Source organism: Nonomuraea sp. NPDC049758 (assembly GCF_040674635.1).
Lineage (GTDB): Bacteria > Actinomycetota > Actinomycetes > Streptosporangiales > Streptosporangiaceae > Nonomuraea.
This window is the reverse complement of sequence record NZ_JBFAMZ010000015.1, coordinates 141,666-157,857: the sequence shown is the minus strand read 5'-3', so window position 1 is coordinate 157,857 and position 16,192 is coordinate 141,666. Positions and strand designations below refer to the sequence as shown.

Below are 16,192 nucleotides of genomic sequence, written 5' to 3'. Positions count from 1 at the left end.
GCGCCGACACGATGCCCGTGTCGGGCGCCGACGCCATGCTCCACGGAGGTTCCCCTTGCGCGCCCGCTTCTCCCTGCCACGCCTCGGCGGCCTCCGCCGGCCCGGCCACCCCATACCCGGATGACCTGCGTACTCGCCGTCGACATCGGCGGCACCAAGCTCGCCGCCGCGCTGGTCGACGAGGCCGGCTCCCTGCTGCGCTCCGCCGCGCGGCCCACGCCGCGCGCCGACGTCATGTCCGCCCTGGCAGCCCTCGTCGCGGAGGTGACCGGCGGGGGCCCGGCACCGCACGCCGTCGGCGTGGGCTGCGCGGGCCCGCTCGACCTCACCACGGGCACGGTGAGCCCGGTGAACATGCCGAGCTGGCGCGGCTTCCCGCTGCGCGACGAGCTGCGCCGGCTGACCGGCCTGCCCGTGGTGCTGGCCGGCGACGCCCAGTGCATGGCGCTCGGCGAACACTGGCTGGGCGCCGGGCAGGGCAGCACGTCGCTGCTCGGCGTCGTCGTGTCCACCGGCATCGGCGGCGGCCTGGTGATCGGCGGCGCCCCGCTGCTGGGCCCGGCGGGCAACGCGGGGCACGTCGGCCACATGAGCGTCGATCCCGGCGGCGAGCGCTGCGAGTGCGGCGGCCGGGGCTGCGTCGAGCGCTACTCCAGCGGCCCCAACCTGGCCCGCTGGGCCCTGGAGAACGGCTGGGCGCCCACCGGCGACCGCGACGCCAGGGCGCTGGCCGCCGACGCGTCCGCCGGGCATCCGGTGGCGCTTTCGGCCTTCGAGCGCGGCGCCCGGGCGCTGGCCGGCCTGATCGCCTCCACGGCGGCCGCGGTCGAGCTCGACACCGTGGTCATCGGCGGCGGCGTGTCGGCGGCCGGCGCGGTGTTGTTCGGCCCGCTGGAGCGGGCGCTCGACGACGTGGCGGGGCTGGCGTTCGTCCGGGCGGTCCGGGTGCGGCCGACCACGCTGGGCGTGCGCGCGGGCCTGGCCGGGGCCGCCCGGCTGGCCTGGCGCCTGTCGGGCCGGTGAGCCGGCCGCGAGTGGCGGTCCGGCCGCCGGCTCTACCAGGTTGAGCGCTGGTTCGCCGAGCTGGAGCGCCGCCGCCCCTCCGCGTCCACCCTGTCGCGCCGGCCGAGGCCGGGCAGGAGGTCGCGTCGGACGGCCTGCGTGGTGGGCAGCAGGGTGATCTCGGTGAGGTTGACGTCCACCTGCGCGAACTCGTCGGCGAGCCGGCGATCGCGCTCGGCAGGCCCGTCGTCGCCGAGCCGGTCGACAGCCTGGTGCAGCAGGCGATGGCCGGGGACGGCCCGCCGGCTTCGACGCCCTAGCCGCTCTCTTCCTTGTCGGCCGCGGACATGGCGAGCATGTCGTCGACGCACCTGCGCATCAGTTGCTCGAACTGAACGAGGTCCCGGTCGCTCCATTCGGCGAACGCGGAGTCGACGAGCCTCTGCCGGGCCTCCTCAAGCGCGTCCGTCACGCGACGCCCCGCGCTGGTGATCACGGCTTCCTTGACCCGCCGGTCCGCCGGGTTCGGACGCCGCTCGATCAGGCCGAGCTCGGCGAGTTTGGCCACCTGCCGGCTGACGGTGGTGTGGTCGCGTCCGGCCCGTTCGGCGAGTTCGACCACGCCGATCGGCCCGAACCGCCGGATTCCGACGATCAGTTTGAACAACGCGCGGTCGAGATCGATGCCCGCTTCGGCCATGAGGACCTCGTCGCGTTGCGGCAGGTTCATGAGCGCGATCAGGTCGACGAGCGATTCGTGCAGGCGCCGGAACGTGATGTGCCGGCGGTGTTGGGAAGCCATGCTCGCCACCGATGCCTTACGTGCCCTTGCGGACGGGGAGCTGCCAAGAATACCGGCAGCCTCCGGCGAACCTGCGGAGACGCCGCCTTCGCACGGCGAGTACGCGAAGATGCGCTCAGAATACACATAATTTCCAAGCATCGCGACAGCATGATCACAACACTGGGAGCAGGGATGTCTTCATGCGCAATACAGCAGCTCAAAGCGATATTCTCGACGACCGGGGAGCCGCGTAGACCGTGGACGGCGGCTTGACGACCGCTCTGGTCACGAATCATACTCCGTGCTTAATACACATAAATTTGCGCCGGGCGGCACGACCTGCCCGGCCGCCACCGACGGAGAGTGAACCGTGGCACGCAGCGCAGACCTTGACGTGATCATCTGTGGTTCCGGCGCGGCGGGATTGACCCTCGCCATCGATCTCGCCCGCAGGAACATCGCGTTCCGGTTGATCGACAAGGCGCCGCATCCGTTCATCGGCTCACGCGGCAAGGGCATCCAGCCGCGCACCGAGGAGGTGTTCGAGGACCTCGGCGTGGTCGACCGGATCGTCGCCTCGGGAGGCGAATATCCTCCCTTGCGCACCTACACCCCAGACGGACCGGTCGACAAGCACGCCGGGATCCTGCCGGAGCCGACGCCCGCCGAGCCGTACCAGATCCCGCTGCTCGTTCCGCAGTTCCGCACCGAGCGCCGGCTGCGGGAGCGGCTGGCCGAACTCGGCCACGCCCCGGAGTACGGCTGCGAGCTCGTCGGCTTCGACCAGGACCCCGACGGCGTGACCGCGCGGATGGCCACCTCCGGCGGGGAGCGGACCGTGCGAGCCGCCTACCTGGTCGGCGCCGACGGCGGATCGAGCTTCGTCCGCAAGGCCCTCGGCATCGGGTTCCGCGGGAAGTCCCTTGACGTGCGGGCGCTCGTGGCCGACGTGCGGGCCGACGGCGCCTCGTCGCGCGTCTGGCACCGCTGGGGCAACGAGCAGCCCGAGCGCAGCGTCTCGCTGTGCCCGCTCCACGGCACCGGCATGTTCCAGTACATGGCCCCGGTCCCCCTCGACGTGGACGTCGACCTCTCGGCCGAAGGGCTCACCGCCCTGCTCCACGAGCGCGGCGGCCAGGACGACATCGTGATCCGCGAGGTGTCCTGGGCATCGGTGTTCACGATGCAGGCCCGGCTGGCCGACGCCTACCGGCGTGGGCGCGTGCTCCTGGCCGGGGACGCCGCGCACTGCCATCCGCCGACCGGCGGGCAGGGCCTGAACACGAGCATCCAGGACGCCTACAACCTCGGCTGGAAGCTCGCCGCCGTGCTCGACGGCGCGCCGGAGTCATTGCTGGCGACCTACGAGGAGGAGCGCCGGCCGGTCGCCGAGGCGGTCCTCGGACTGTCCGAGAAGCTGCTCGAAGCGGCCAGGAACCGCGAGATGCGCCGGGGTCGCGAGGTGACCCAGCTCGATGTCGGCTACCCGGACTCGTCGCTGTCGCTGACCGGCCTGGAGCCCTACAAGGGCGTGGCGGCCGGCGACCGCGCGCCCGACGCCCCCGTCACCGGCGCGGGCGGGGTGGCCACGCGGTTGTTCAGCCTGTTCCAGGGACCGCACTGGACCCTGCTCGGCTACGAGCCCGGCGACGCCGCGGTCCCAGAACCGCGCAGGGGCCTGCGCATCCACGTCATCGGCGACGACATCCTCGACACCGGAGGCCATGTCCGGAGCGCGTACGGGCTGTCGCCCGAGCAGTGGGCGCTCATCCGGCCGGACGGATATGTCGCGGCCGTGGTGGGCACCGCCGAACTCGGCGCGATCGAGACCTACCTCGACGGCGTCGGCGTCCGTCCCGTGCGGTGACGCGTCTCCCGGGGCCGGAACGAGTGCTTCACGGAGGCTTCACGATCTCGCTCGTACGGCAGCGGCATCGGCCTGACCATGGCCCGCCGGCGCGCCGAGGCGTCCGTCAGCGGATCTGGGAACCGGCGGCTAGTCGCGCTCGGCGAAGCGGGCCTCGCGGCGCTCGATGATCCGGCGGGTGTACGGGATGAGCTCGACGACCCGGCTGCCGAGGTACGCACCGATGAAGGCGAGGACCAGCAGGACGAACGGGCTGGTCGAGAAGCCGTTCATGGTCACGAAGGCATGCAGGGTCACGTCGAGCATGGAAACTCCGGGGGAATCAGCACAGCAGGGCGGCAATCAGGGTAACCGGGGAGTGCCGATGCTCGCCGCCAAAACGGATAAAGGGCAACAAGTGATCTCTTGTTGCCCTTTATCCGATGAACCGGTGATCAGTGGAAGAAGTGGCGGGTGCCGGTGAAGTAGAGGGTGACGCCCGCCTGCTCACAGGCGTCGATCACCTCCTGGTCCCGGATCGAGCCGCCCGGCTCCACGATCGCCTTGACCCCGGCCTCGATCAGCACCTGCGGCCCGTCGGGGAACGGGAAGAACGCGTCGGAGGCGGCGACCGAGCCGGCCGCCCGCTCCCCCGCCCGGCTCACCGCGAGGCGGCAGGAGTCGACCCGGTTGACCTGGCCCATGCCCACGCCCACCGTGGCGCCGCCGGCGGCCAGCAGGATCGCGTTCGACTTCACCGACCGCGAGGCGCGCCAGGCGAAGGCCAGGTCGGCCAGCAGCTCGGGCGAGGCGGCCGCGCCGGTCTTGAGCTCCCACGCCGACGGGTCGTCGCCGGCGGCGTCGATCCGGTCGACCGCCTGCAGCAGCAGGCCGCCGTCGACGCGACGGAACTCCAGCGGCTGGGACGGCCCCTCCGGGCAGCGCAGCAGGCGCAGGCTCTTCTTGGCCCGCAGCACCTCCAGCGCCTCCGCGCTGAAGCCGGGGGCCACGACGACCTCGGTGAACACGTCGGCGATCTGCCGGGCCAGCTCGACGGTGACCTCGCGGTTGACCGCGATCACGCCGCCGTAGGCCGAGACGGGGTCGCAGGCGTGGGCCTTGCGGTGGGCCTCGGCCACGTCGGCGCCGACGGCGATGCCGCACGGGTTCTGGTGCTTGATGACGGCCACGCACGGCTCGGCGAAGTCCCAGGCCGCCCGCCAGGCCGCGTCGGAGTCGAGGTAGTTGTTGTAGGACATCTCCTTGCCGTGCAGCTGCTCGGCGTTGGCCAGGCCGCCGGAGCCGGCGGTGTAGAGGGCGGCGCGCTGGTGCGGGTTCTCGCCGTAGCGCAGGGTCGCCTTGCGCTCGTACGCGACGCCGGTGAACTCGGGGAACTCCTCCTCCCCGCCCGCGTACGGCCCCGCGAACCAGTTGGCCACGGCCACGTCGTAGGCGGCGGTGTGGGCGTAGGCGACACCGGCCAGGCGGCGGCGCTCGTGCAGCGTGAAGCCGCCCTCGTCCAGGGCGGTGAGCACGTCGCCGTAGGCGGCGGGGTCGACCACGACCGCGCAGGTGGCGTGGTTCTTGGCGGCGCCCCTGATCATCGCGGGGCCGCCGATGTCGATCTGCTCGACGCACTCCTCGTCGGAGGCGCCGGAGGCCACCGTCTGCTGGAACGGGTAGAGGTTGACCACCACGAGCTGGAACGGGTCGATCTCCAGCTCGTCGAGCTGGGCCACGTGGCTGGGCTTGGTGAGGTCGGCCAGCAGGCCGGCGTGCACGCGCGGGTGCAGCGTCTTGACCCGGCCGTCGAGGCACTCGGGGAAGCCGGTGAGCTGCTCCACCTTGGTCACCGGGATCCCGTGGGACGCGATCGCGGCGGCCGTGCCGCCTGTCGACACGATCTCCACGCCGGCGCCGTCGAGTGCCCTGGCCAGCTCTTCGAGCCCGGACTTGTCGTAGACAGCGATCAGCGCGCGCCGGATGGCGATGCGAGTCACGTGCTTTCCCCTCCTGATTGGTTGCCGATGCGGACGGTGCGTCCGCTGACCGTCCAGCCCTCCCGGGCCATCCGGCCGACGATGTCGACGAGCAGGCGGCGCTCGACGGTCTTGATGCGCTCGTGCAGGACCGGCTCGTCGTCGTCCGGCAGCACGGGCACCGCCTCCTGGGCGACGATCGGGCCCGTGTCGATCCCCGCGTCGGCCAGCATCACGGTGCAGCCGGTCACCTTCACCCCGTGGGCCAGCGCGTCGCGCACGCCGTGGGCGCCGGGGAAGGACGGCAGCAGCGCCGGATGGGTGTTGAGCACGGGGAACGCGTCGAGCGTGGGCGCACCCAAAATCTTCATGAAGCCCGCCGACACCACCAGGTCGGGCTCGTACGATGCGATCCTGGCGGCGAGAGCGGCATCCCAGTCCGCCCGAGTCGCATGATCGCCCAGTTTTTCAACAAATGTCGGGACATTTGCCCTGGTGGCCCTGGCCAGGCCCTCTATGCCGTCCCGATCCGCGCCCACCGCCACCACGCGCGCACCGTACGACGGGTCGGCGGAAGCGTCCAGCAGGGCCTGTAGGTTGGTTCCAGAGCCGGAGACGAGGACGACGAGCCGCCCAGCCTTTGACACGCACACTCCAAAGAATGGAAACAGGGTGGGGCTGACAGGGTATCTGTTCCTCGCCCGGCGACGCAGAGGAGGTCAGGTGTCGACACCGGTGCAGGCACCGGCGGGTCAGCAGCCCGCCGATTCAGCGGGTCGCCGTGCGATCTGGTTGTCCATCGCGGCGCTGGCCATGACGTTCATGCTGCCGCTCGCCGGCCTGGTCATGGCCCTGTTCGCGCTCATGTCGGGCATCCGCGCGCTGCCGCGGCTGCGCAGCGCCCACAAGCCCACCGGCACGGCCGTCGGCGGCATCACCATCTCCTCCATCGCGCTGGCCCTGTCGGCGATGGCCACGGGGATGCAGCTCTACCTGATGGACGAGTACTCCGCCTACCAGGAGTGCATGAAGGGCGCGGGCACGGTCTCGGCCCAGGGCGAGTGCTTCACCCAGTTCAGGGACGCCGCGCAGCGCAAGCTGCCGCCCGACGTCCTCCAGCTGCTCGGGGCGATGCAGTCCTAGTCGCGGTCCCAGGCGTAGGGGTCGACGTAGATGACGTGACCGCCGCGGTCGTCGGACTCGTCCACGATGTCCTTGCGCGGCGGGCGGGCCGGGCCGTCCGAGGGCTCGGCCGGGCGGGGGCGGGCCTGGGCCAGGGTCTCGGCCTCGGCGGAGGCGTGCTCGTCCTGCCAGTCGTCCCTGATGACCGGGATCTCCTGGGTGTCGGCCTCGGTGGCGTCCATCCAGTGGCCGGGCAGCGGGCGCGGGTCGGACTCGGCCAGGCCCACCTTGCTGGCCGCCTTGGCGATGGCCGCCCCCGCCTTGCGGACCGGGGCGGCGGCCTTGTCGAGCGGCGCGCGGGCCTTCTTGTTGAGCAGCAGCAGGTTGGCCACGCCCGCCGAGATGCCGGCCGCCACGCCCACCTCCAGGGCCACCGACAGGGCCACCTCCCAGGGGGACGGGCCGATCGCCGCCAGCCGGCCGCCGCCGATGGGCCCGCCGGACAGCGCGGCCAGCAGGCCGGCGACCAGGCCGGTGGAGACGCCGGTCAAGAAGCCCCACAGGGGGGCGGCCTCGTACGAATGCGAGGGTGAGATCCGGGCCACGAACACGCCCGCCACCGCGCCCGCCGCGAACGGCAGCGCGATCACCGCCATCATCCACGCGGGCACGGGCCCGCTCTCGGGCAGCGCGCCCAGCAGCGGCAGGCTCGGCACCGTGCCGAGCTCGACGCCGGTCGGGGCGACCAGCGTGTCCGCGCCGATGGCGAAGCCGGGGCCGGCGATGTAGGAGGAGGCCCAGATCACGGCGTTGAGCAGGTAGAGGAGCTGGAGCAGCAACAGCAGCACGCCGCCGACGAAGCCGGGCGCGAGCACGTTCGACAGGTCCCTGACCTGGCCGAAGTTCAGCACGACCGCGACCAGCACCAGCCCCAGCCCGGACGCCAGCAGGGACGTGGTGGCGACCGCCGTGCCGACCGTGACCGCACGCAGCCGCTCGGGCAGCAGCTTGAGCATGATCCGCCACGGGCCGATCATGCGCGCGGTGGCCAGCGAGCCCGCCAGGAAGGCCAGCACGAAGTGGCTGAGCAGCGCCTCGCCGATGAACGGCTGGGTGATCTCGTTGCTCGCCACCAGCGCGATCAGCCCGGCCAGCAGCGCGTAGGGGGCCGCCAGCGAGACGCCGGCCTGGCCGACCAGCACGAGCTGCGCGCGGCGGCGGGCGTTGGCCTGCTCGCGCGGGCTGTTCTTGGGCAGCCGGGCGGGCAGGCGCAGCCGCAGGTCGGCGTCGCGGGCCATCCATCGGCCGGCGCGGTAGAGCAGGAAGGCGGGCAGCACCATCAGCCCGAGGGGCAGCAGCCCGACCCGGCCGCCGGGCATCGCGAACCCCGCGTGGTGCGCGGCCAGCCAGAGCTGCGCCGCGGCGCGGAACACGCCGGGCAGGCCCGCGCCGAGCGTGCCGCGCGGCGCGGCGATCCAGCCGACGAGGGTGAGCGTGGTGAGCACGGCCAGGCCGACGCCGAGCGTGCAGGCGGCGGCGAGCATGCCCGACACGGGTAGCGGCCGCCTCGTCTCGTCGTCGTCGGTCGAGACCCCGGGGAGCTTGCCGAGCACCGACTTGGGGGCGGTACGCAACTGGTCGAGAATGGCCGTCACAGATGTGATTTTCTCAATCTTTCCCAACCATCGCTTGGTTGACGCGCCGCAGCGGGTCCACTTTGTCGCCGTGAGACCCCCGCGAACGCCGCCTCGCGCCCTTTCCCAGCCCTTTACGCGCCGCCCGACGGGCCCTGGGACGCCCGGCGGCATGGAAAAGCCCCGCATGGCGGCGGCCAGGCGGGGCTTTTCCAGCGTGACTAGCGGGACTGCATGATCTCGCGCATCAGGCGGGCCGTCTCGGAGGGGGTCTTGCCGACGCGGACGCCGACCTTCTCCAGGGCCTCCTTCTTGGCCTGGGCGGTGCCGGCCGAGCCGGAGACGATGGCGCCGGCGTGGCCCATCGTCTTGCCCTCGGGGGCGGTGAAGCCCGCGACGTAGGCCACGACCGGCTTGGTGACGTGCTGCTCGATGTAGGCCGCGGCACGCTCCTCGGCGTCGCCGCCGATCTCACCGATCATCACGATCGCGTCGGTGTCGGGGTCGTCCTGGAAGGCCTGGAGCGCGTCGATGTGCGTGGTGCCGATGACCGGGTCGCCGCCGATGCCGACCGCGGTCGAGAAACCGAAGTCGCGCAGCTCGTACATGAGCTGGTAGGTCAGCGTGCCGGACTTCGAGACCAGGCCGATGCGGCCGGCGGTGGTGATGTCGGCGGGGATGATGCCGGCGTTGGACGCGCCGGGCGAGGCGATGCCGGGGCAGTTGGGCCCGATGATGCGGGTCTTGTTGCCCTTGGCCACCGCGTACGCCCAGAACTCGGTCGAGTCGTGGACCGGGATGCCCTCGGTGATCACGACGCAGAGCGGGATCTCGGCGTCGACGGCCTCCTTGACGGCGGCCTTGGTGTGGGCCGGCGGCACGAAGACGACCGACACGTCGGCGCCGGTCTGCTCCATGGCCTCCTTCACCGTGCCGAACACGGGCAGGCCCTCGTGCGTGATGCCCGCCTTGCGGGCGTTGACGCCGCCGACGACCTTCGCGCCGGAGGCGAGCATGCGGCGGGTGTGCTTGGTGCCCTCACCGCCGGTCATGCCCTGAACAATGATCTTGCTGTTCTCGGTCAGCCAGATAGCCATGACTCACGCACCTACCGCAGCGAGCTCGGCGGCCCGCTTGGCCGCGTCGTCCATCGTGTCAACCAGCTCGACCCGCGGGAGCGCGGCGTCGGCCAGGATCTGCCGCCCGAGCTGGGCGTTGTTGCCGTCGAGGCGGACCACCAGCGGGTGCGTCACGGCCTCGCCGCGGCTCTCCAGCAGCTTGAACGCCGAGACGATGCCGTTGGCCACGGCGTCGCAGGCGGTGATGCCGCCGAAGACGTTCACGAAGATCGACTTGACGCTCGGGTCGGAGAGGATGATCTCCAGGCCTGCGGCCATGACCTCGGCCGAGGCGCCGCCGCCGATGTCGAGGAAGTTCGCCGGGGACGGCTTGCCGGGGAACGCCTCGCCCGCGTAGGCCACCACGTCGAGGGTGGACATGACCAGGCCCGCGCCGTTGCCGATGATGCCGACGTTGCCGTCGAGCTTGACGTAGTTGAGGTCCTTCTCCTTGGCCTTGGCCTCCAGAGGGTCCTCGGCGGCCTTGTCGGCCAGCGCCTCGTGGTCGGCCTGGCGGAAGCCGGCGTTCTCGTCGAGGGTGACCTTGCCGTCGAGGGCCTTCACCTGGCCGTCGGCCGACAGGATCATCGGGTTGACCTCGACCAGCGTGGCGTCCTCGTCGACGAAGCAGCACCACAGCTTCTCGATGAGCTCGGCGGCGCCGTCGAGCGACTTCTCGGGCAGCCCGCCGGCCACCGCGATCTCGCGGGCCTTGGCGCGGTCGATGCCGTCGAGGGCCGAGACCGGCACCTTGGCGACCTTCTCGGGCGTGCTGTGGGCGACCTCTTCGATGTCCATGCCGCCGGCGGCGGAGCAGATCGCGAGGAAGGTACGGTTGGCGCGGTCGAGCAGGAAGGAGAAGTAGTACTCCTCCGCGATCGCGCTGGCCTCCTCCACGAGCACCTTGTGGACCGTGTGGCCCTTGATGTCCATGCCGAGGATGGCGGTGGCCTTCTCGACGGCGTCGGCGGCGTCGTCGGCCACCTTCACGCCGCCGGCCTTGCCACGACCACCGGTCTTGACCTGGGCCTTGACGACAACGCGGCCGGTCAGCTCCTCAGCCGCCGCCCGCACCTCCTCCACGGTGTTGGCGACGATGCCGCGTGGCACCGGGATGCCGTAGTCAGCGAAGAGCTCCTTCGCCTGATGTTCGAACAGGTCCACGAGGGTCCGTCCTTGCTTATCCGACTGATGTTCGACGGCCCGGGCAACTGCGCTGACGGTCGCGTCCGCTCGCCGCTCGTGTCGGCTTCGTGCCTCGCTCTCTCACGGCGAGCTCCTACGCTCAGGGGTGCGTGCCGGGCGTTTCCGCCAGTGAAGCCTAGCCCCAAGCTTGACCTGCACAGGTCATCGGGGCACGGTTCTTCCGCTATGTGACGGTGATCTCACTTCACCATGTCCTCCTCTGCACCGAAGGTGCACCAATTCGCTGCCTTATGCGGTGTCTGTCGATATATGGTCGTGATCTTCAATTGGCAGGATTCCTGCTCCCCTCATTCTTGATCTGAAGGAATCGGATGAAGCGAATTATCGCGGGCCTGGCCCTGGCCTCCGCAGCGGCGCTCGTGACCGCGACCCCGGCCCAGGCCGCGCCCGCGGATCCGGCGAAGGCGCTGAAGAAGCAGTACGTCGCCGGACACGGCGTACGGTTCACCGAGACGTCCCGCTCCTCGATGGACGGCAAGAGCACCGGAACCATGAAGACGTCCGGCGTTCTGGAGTTCGGCAGGTCCGGAATCGTCGCCTCGGACGTACGCAATCGCAGCACCGGCAAGAACGCCGACCTGTACGCGTCGCTGATGCCGTCGCGGACCATCACCGTGGGCAAGCACGTATATGCGCAGGGCGGCCTTTACAGCGAGGGTCTGCCCGAGGGCAAGAAGTGGGTCCGCTACCCCGACACCGGCCTGCGGATGAGCACCTCCAACCAGATGCTGGACGTCTTCGAGCCCAAGGTGCTGAAGATGCTCGTCTCCCACGCCGCGAGCACCAAGGGCGGGACCTACCGCGGCTCGGTCACGGTGAAGGAACTCGGCAAGATCTACGGCCAGAGCGTCGAAAAGAAGATCGCCAAGGTCAAGGTCTCGTACCTGCTCGCCGTGAACTCCAAGGGCCTGGTCACCAGGGTCGTCAGCGACTGGACCCTCGACTTCGGGGTCCTCGGCGCCAGCCACAGCACGACCGAGACCCGCTTCACCGGCTGGGGCGCCAAGGTCAAGGTCAAGGCCCCGCCGGCCGACCAGGTGGCCGACATCGCCGACCTCGCCGACGACAGCGCCGTTCCGCAGGACATCCCGGACGGCTCCCTCAACTCCCTGGGCAGCATCAGGTAGCCCCCCTCCTAAGGACAATCATGAAGCGATTGCTCGCGGCCGCGGTGACGGCCGCGGCACTCGTCCCGGCCGTCCCCGCACAGGCGGCCGTGGACCCCGTCACCGCCCTGAAGCGGCAGTTCGTCCCGGGCCACGGGGTGACGATCTCCGAGACCGCGCGGACCGAGTCGAAGCGTCCGCGCGACGGCGAGGTCACCCGCATGGCCGGCTCCGTGGAGTTCGGCGCGTCCGGGCCCGTCGCGGCCGACGTCGTGTTCAGGACGATCGGCCAGGACGACAGCCGGCAACGCTGGATCAGCGTCGGCGGCAAGGTCTACGTGCAGGCGGCCGACCTGGCCGATGACCTGCCCATGGGCAGGACGTGGGTGCTCATGGAGCACCTCAAGGGCAAGGTGATCACCTCGGCCCAGCCGGTCGACGTGCTGGCGCCCAGGACGGTCAAGGCCCTGGTCTCGCATGCCGCCGGCGTCAAGGACGGCCTCCGCCAGGGCGCGCTGACCCTCGCGCAGGCGCGCGGGGCCGGCGCGTACGAAGGCTTCCACTACCGGCTGGGCCTGAACGCCCAGGCGCTGCCCGACCGCGTCGTCACCGGCCAGAGCCTCACGCCGGGCTCGCGGAGCGTCGTCGAGACCCGGCTCTCGGGCTGGGGCGCGAAGGTCAGCGTCAAGGCCCCTCCGGTGGACGAGGTCATCACCTACAAGGACCTGATGGCCGAGAAGCGGGCGAGAGCCGAGAAGCTCCGCCAGGCCATCCCCGATGGTTCCACCAGCTCGCTCGGCCTGTTCGACTGAGCCGCCGAGCTGTCGACAATCCCCCTCGAACCAAGGACACAACCGCACATGAAGCGAACCCTCACCGGCGTCGCGCTGGCGACGGCCACCGCCCTGGTGGCCGCCACCCCCGCGCTGCTCGCGACGCCGGCCCAGGCGGCCGCGCCCAAGAACCCCGTGGCCGCCGTGAAGAAGCAGCTCGTCCCCGGCAAGGGGGTGAAGTTCAGCGAGCGCATCAGCATCACCGACGGCACGCGCAGCGAGATCTTCATCCGGCGCACGGGAACCTTCCAGTTCAGCAAGTCGGGCGTCGCCGCCTCGGACATCACGGGCAAGTTCGCCCTCAACGTGTCCGACCTGGGCGACGAGGCGCCGGAGGAGCTCAAGGCCCTCGCCACGCCCGAGCGCACGATCCGGATCGGCACGACGTCGTACCTGTCCGGCGGCCTATGGAGCACGGTCCTGCCCGAGGGCGAGACCTGGTTCAAGGCCCCGCACGGCCCGACGGGCGGCATCTCCGGCACGTTCGGCCAGCCGGTGAACGTCGCCGAGCAGGCCACGCTCAAGACCCTGCTCAAGACCGCCAAGCCGGTGAGCGGCGGCTACGCCGGCACGATCACCGTCCGCGACCTGCGGAAGGTCTCGCCCTGGTATCGGGCGACCGCGATCGACCCGCGTCCCACGGCCAAGGCGCTGAAGAGCGTCATCAGCTGGAAGCTCACGCTCAACGCGGCCGGCCTGCCGGTGCGCCTGGTGGCCACGTTCCCGCAGGCCGCGATCACCGGCTCGGGCTCCAAGAAGGACGGCGTGCGGGTCGACACCCGCTTCACCGGCTGGGGCGGCGCCGTGTCGATCAAGGCTCCGACGGCTGAGGACGTCTCCAGCGAGTTCGAGAACGGCAAGGACGACATCTCCTCCCTCGACCTGCCGTTCGGCGTCAGCGTCGCCAAGTAGCACCCGCCCGCGCCTGTCCCGTCGCCGCTTGGCGGGACGGGCGCGGTGCCCGGCCCGCGCCCGCCGGGCGCGGGTCAGGCGAGGCGGGAGTCGCGCAGGGCGGCCCACTCCAGCGAGTGCCTGATGCCCTCCTCGACGGTGAACCCGGTCTCCCAGCCGAGCAGCCGCCGCGCCCGGTCGCTGCGCGTGTACGCCCCCGCCACGTCACCGGGCCGGGCGGGCGCCTCGACCACGTCGATCGGCCGGTCGACGACCCGGTTGAACGCCTCGGCCAGCTCGCGGACCGTCGTGCCCGCGCCGGTGCCGAGGTTGATCACGTCGGCGTCCAGGGAGTCGAACCGGCGCAGCGCCGCCACGTGCGCGGCGGCCAGGTCCCAGACGTGGACGTAGTCGCGGATGCCCGTGCCGTCGCTCGTCGGGTAGTCGGTGCCGGTGATCGCGAACGGCACGCCGTCCTCGTACGCCTCGATCATCTTGCCCAGGGCGTGGCTCGGACGGCGCAGTTGCAGGCCCGTGCGCATCGCCGGGTCGGCGCCGATCGGGTTGAAGTAGCGCAGCGACAGGATGCGGATCGGCCGGGTGGCGGCGATGTCGGCGAACATGGCCTCGCAGACCGCCTTGGTCCGCGCGTACGGGCTCTGCGGGGCGAGCGGCGAGCTCTCGTCCACGGTGTGGTCCGCGCCGGCCTGGTAGATCGACGCGGACGAGCTGAAGATCATCCGCTCGCAGCCATTGCGCAGCAGGTGGTCGGTGAACTCCAGGCTCTTGGCGACGTTCGCGCGGTAGTAGCCGACCGGGTCCGCGACGGAGTCGGGCACGACGATCAGGGCCGCGCAGTGGACGACGGCCTCGATGTCGGGGTGCTCGGCGAAGATCTTGTCGACGAGGGCGCCGTCGCCGATGTCGCCCTCGTAGAAGACCCGTCCGTCGGCGAACTCCCTGCGGCCCGTCACGAGGCTGTCGAGGATCACGGGCTCGATGCCGGCGTCGAGGCACGCCGACCCGATCGTGCTGCCGATGTAGCCCGCCCCACCGGTAATCAATACGCGCATGCCCGAACCCTACGGGGATGTCAGGGGGGTCGTGCGCCGTCTTGATGATCTTCGTGTGGTCCGGCCCGCGGAGACATCGTGTCGATCTCCGGCTGGTCATGTCGGCCTAGCCGTGCGACATTTCCTGGTATGGGCAGGGACGTGCCAGTCGTCGTGTTCAGCCGGGACGATCGCCGGAAATATCGGGAAAAGGTGCGTCGATGTCTCGACGTCTTCGCCCAGATGTTGCGCGAGTCCCGCTTCGAGTTCGAACGCCCCCGCGCCGGCCTGGAGATCGAGCTCAACATCGTGGACGCCCGTGGCGAGGCCGCCATGCGCAACGCCCAGGTACTGGCCGCGATCGAGCAGCCGGACTGGGCCACCGAGCTGGGCCAGTTCAACATCGAGATCAACGTCGAGCCCCGGGAGCTGACCGGCGACGGCCCGCTCCACCTGGAGGCGGACGTACGAAGGCGGCTCAACCACGCCGAGGAGCGCGCCCGCTCCCAGGACGGGCACCTGGTGCTGGTCGGCATCCTGCCCACGCTGCGCGAGCAGGACATCAGCGAGGGCACCCTGTCGGCCAACCCCCGCTACCGCCTGCTCAACGAGCAGATCTTCGCCGCCCGCGGCGAGGACCTGCACCTGTGCATCGAGGGCGTGGAACGCCTCGACACCCACGCCGACAGCGTCGCGCCCGAGGCCGCGTGCACCAGCGTCCAGCTCCACCTCCAGGTGAGCCCGGAGGCGTTCGCGCCGCACTGGAACGCCGCCCAGGTCATCGCGGGCCCCCAGGTCGCCGTCGCGGCCAACTCTCCCTACCTGTTCGGCAAGGAGCTGCACCGCGAGACCAGGATCGCGCTGTTCGAGCAGGCCACCGACACGCGTCCGGCCGAGCTGAAGACGCAGGGCGTGCGGCCGCGGGTGTGGTTCGGGGAGCGCTGGATCACCAGCGTCTTCGACCTGTTCGAGGAGAACGTCAGCTATTACCCGGCGCTGCTGCCTCTGTGCGAGGAGGAGGACCCGCGGGCCGAGCTGGACCAGGGACGCATCCCCCAGCTGCACGAGCTGACCCTGCACAACGGCACGATCTACCGCTGGAACCGGCCCGTCTACGCGGTCGTGGACGGCGTGCCGCACCTGCGCGTGGAGAACCGCGTCCTGCCCGCCGGGCCGACGGTCGCCGACATCGCCGCGAACGCCGCGTTCTACTACGGCCTGATGCGCGTGCTCCCGTCGGCCGAGCGGCCGATCTGGAGCCAGATGTCCTTCCGCACCGCCGAGGACAACCTCGCCGCCGCGGCCCGGCACGGCCTGGACGCCCGGCTGTACTGGCCGGGGTTGGGCGAGGTGCCGGCGGCCGAGCTGATCCTGCGCCGGCTGCTGCCCATGGCGCGCGAGGGCCTGGCCGCGTGGGGGGTGCACACGCCGGTCGCCGACCGGCTGCTCGGCATCATCGAGGGACGCTGCCTGACCGGCCGCACGGGCGCGACGTGGCAGGTCGATCGGGTGCGCGCGCAGGGCGGCGACCGCCACGAGGCGTTACGCGCCATGACGTTGGACTACATCGACCGCATGCACGGCAACGATCCGGTGCACACTTGGGACGTGTGAACCTC

16 protein-coding genes are annotated in these 16,192 nt (G+C 71.2%); 7 read left to right on the top strand and 9 right to left on the bottom strand.

Features of this window, described 5'->3' with window-relative positions; translation table 11 throughout:
- Nucleotides 1-120: 120 nt before the first annotated feature.
- A complete protein-coding gene (locus tag AB0J46_RS34125; RefSeq protein WP_364338226.1) occupies nt 121-1,023 on the top strand; it encodes an ROK family protein in 903 nt (300 codons plus the stop codon).
- A gap of 32 nt (nt 1,024-1,055) precedes the next feature.
- On the opposite strand, the gene AB0J46_RS34120 is transcribed toward AB0J46_RS34125, so the two are convergent.
- Nucleotides 1,056-1,202: a hypothetical protein gene (locus AB0J46_RS34120; RefSeq protein ID WP_364338225.1), complete on the bottom strand. Its 147-nt coding sequence runs from the start codon at nt 1,200-1,202 to the stop codon at nt 1,056-1,058.
- A 116-nt stretch (nt 1,203-1,318) separates the two neighbouring features.
- A complete protein-coding gene (locus AB0J46_RS34115) occupies nt 1,319-1,945 on the bottom strand; it encodes a MarR family transcriptional regulator (RefSeq protein WP_364338224.1) in 627 nt (208 codons plus the stop codon).
- A 211-nt stretch (nt 1,946-2,156) separates the two neighbouring features.
- Here AB0J46_RS34115 and AB0J46_RS34110 point away from each other — a divergent pair, with 211 nt between their 5' ends.
- On the top strand, nt 2,157-3,653 hold the full coding sequence (locus AB0J46_RS34110; RefSeq protein ID WP_364338223.1) for an FAD-dependent oxidoreductase: 1,497 nt from the start codon (nt 2,157-2,159) through the stop codon (nt 3,651-3,653).
- 129 nt (nt 3,654-3,782) lie between these two features.
- Here AB0J46_RS34110 and AB0J46_RS34105 read toward each other — a convergent pair whose 3' ends face one another.
- The 3 genes from AB0J46_RS34105 to purN form a co-directional block, all read right to left on the bottom strand.
- Complete coding sequence (locus AB0J46_RS34105) at nt 3,783-3,959, bottom strand: hypothetical protein (RefSeq protein ID WP_364338222.1); 177 nt, start codon at nt 3,957-3,959, stop codon at nt 3,783-3,785.
- 128 nt (nt 3,960-4,087) lie between these two features.
- On the bottom strand, nt 4,088-5,632 hold the full coding sequence (gene purH, locus AB0J46_RS34100) for a bifunctional phosphoribosylaminoimidazolecarboxamide formyltransferase/IMP cyclohydrolase (RefSeq protein ID WP_364338221.1): 1,545 nt from the start codon (nt 5,630-5,632) through the stop codon (nt 4,088-4,090).
- Nucleotides 5,629-6,258 (bottom strand): phosphoribosylglycinamide formyltransferase, encoded by a 630-nt coding sequence (purN, locus tag AB0J46_RS34095; RefSeq protein WP_352366616.1) that lies wholly within the window; start codon nt 6,256-6,258, stop codon nt 5,629-5,631. Before purN ends, purH begins: the two co-directional genes overlap by 4 nt.
- A 76-nt stretch (nt 6,259-6,334) precedes the next feature.
- Here purN and AB0J46_RS34090 point away from each other — a divergent pair, with 76 nt between their 5' ends.
- The gene (locus AB0J46_RS34090) at nt 6,335-6,754 is read left to right on the top strand and encodes a hypothetical protein (protein ID WP_352323906.1); all 420 of its coding nucleotides are present in this window, start codon (nt 6,335-6,337) and stop codon (nt 6,752-6,754) included.
- Here AB0J46_RS34090 and AB0J46_RS34085 read toward each other — a convergent pair.
- The 3 genes from AB0J46_RS34085 to sucC all read right to left on the bottom strand — a co-directional run bounded on the left by AB0J46_RS34085 (nt 6,751) and on the right by sucC (nt 10,649).
- Complete coding sequence (locus AB0J46_RS34085) at nt 6,751-8,388, bottom strand: DUF6350 family protein (protein WP_364338220.1); 1,638 nt, start codon at nt 8,386-8,388, stop codon at nt 6,751-6,753. The genes AB0J46_RS34090 and AB0J46_RS34085 overlap by 4 nt on opposite strands.
- Nucleotides 8,389-8,588: 200 nt before the next feature.
- On the bottom strand, nt 8,589-9,464 hold the full coding sequence (gene sucD, locus AB0J46_RS34080; RefSeq protein WP_125644468.1) for a succinate--CoA ligase subunit alpha: 876 nt from the start codon (nt 9,462-9,464) through the stop codon (nt 8,589-8,591).
- A 3-nt stretch (nt 9,465-9,467) separates the two neighbouring features.
- Entirely contained in the window at nt 9,468-10,649 is a 1,182-nt protein-coding gene (gene sucC, locus AB0J46_RS34075) for an ADP-forming succinate--CoA ligase subunit beta (RefSeq protein ID WP_364338219.1), read from the bottom strand.
- A gap of 353 nt (nt 10,650-11,002) precedes the next feature.
- Here sucC and AB0J46_RS34070 point away from each other — a divergent pair, with 353 nt between their 5' ends.
- The 3 genes from AB0J46_RS34070 to AB0J46_RS34060 are packed head-to-tail and all read left to right on the top strand — an operon-like array spanning nt 11,003 to nt 13,542.
- Nucleotides 11,003-11,818 carry a hypothetical protein gene (locus tag AB0J46_RS34070; protein WP_364338218.1) on the top strand — a complete coding sequence of 272 codons (816 nt, stop codon included), beginning with the start codon at nt 11,003-11,005 and terminating at the stop codon, nt 11,816-11,818.
- Nucleotides 11,819-11,838: 20 nt separating this feature from the next.
- Entirely contained in the window at nt 11,839-12,609 is a 771-nt protein-coding gene (locus tag AB0J46_RS34065) for a hypothetical protein (protein WP_364338217.1), read from the top strand.
- A gap of 48 nt (nt 12,610-12,657) precedes the next feature.
- On the top strand, nt 12,658-13,542 hold the full coding sequence (locus AB0J46_RS34060; RefSeq protein ID WP_364338216.1) for a hypothetical protein: 885 nt from the start codon (nt 12,658-12,660) through the stop codon (nt 13,540-13,542).
- A gap of 74 nt (nt 13,543-13,616) precedes the next feature.
- Here the strand turns inward: AB0J46_RS34060 and galE are convergent, their stop codons facing one another.
- Nucleotides 13,617-14,594 (bottom strand): UDP-glucose 4-epimerase GalE, encoded by a 978-nt coding sequence (gene galE / locus AB0J46_RS34055; protein ID WP_364338215.1) that lies wholly within the window; start codon nt 14,592-14,594, stop codon nt 13,617-13,619.
- A 192-nt stretch (nt 14,595-14,786) separates the two neighbouring features.
- Between galE and AB0J46_RS34050 the strand changes: the two genes are divergently transcribed.
- Complete coding sequence (locus tag AB0J46_RS34050) at nt 14,787-16,187, top strand: glutamate--cysteine ligase (protein ID WP_364338214.1); 1,401 nt, start codon at nt 14,787-14,789, stop codon at nt 16,185-16,187.
- Nucleotides 16,188-16,192 lie beyond the last annotated feature (5 nt).

What these genes read in the sequence shown, in the direction of transcription:
- AB0J46_RS34125 (WP_364338226.1), top strand. Translation starts at nt 121, where the DNA reads ATGACCTGCGTACTCGCCGTCGACATCGGCGGCACCAAGCTCGCCGCC.
- AB0J46_RS34115 (WP_364338224.1), bottom strand. Translation starts at nt 1,945, where the DNA reads ATGCTTGGAAATTATGTGTATTCTGAGCGCATCTTCGCGTACTCGCCG.
- AB0J46_RS34105 (WP_364338222.1), bottom strand. Translation starts at nt 3,959, where the DNA reads ATGCTCGACGTGACCCTGCATGCCTTCGTGACCATGAACGGCTTCTCG.
- sucD (WP_125644468.1), bottom strand. Translation starts at nt 9,464, where the DNA reads ATGGCTATCTGGCTGACCGAGAACAGCAAGATCATTGTTCAGGGCATG.
- AB0J46_RS34070 (WP_364338218.1), top strand. Translation starts at nt 11,003, where the DNA reads ATGAAGCGAATTATCGCGGGCCTGGCCCTGGCCTCCGCAGCGGCGCTC.
- AB0J46_RS34065 (WP_364338217.1), top strand. Translation starts at nt 11,839, where the DNA reads ATGAAGCGATTGCTCGCGGCCGCGGTGACGGCCGCGGCACTCGTCCCG.
- AB0J46_RS34060 (WP_364338216.1), top strand. Translation starts at nt 12,658, where the DNA reads ATGAAGCGAACCCTCACCGGCGTCGCGCTGGCGACGGCCACCGCCCTG.
- galE (WP_364338215.1), bottom strand. Translation starts at nt 14,594, where the DNA reads ATGCGCGTATTGATTACCGGTGGGGCGGGCTACATCGGCAGCACGATC.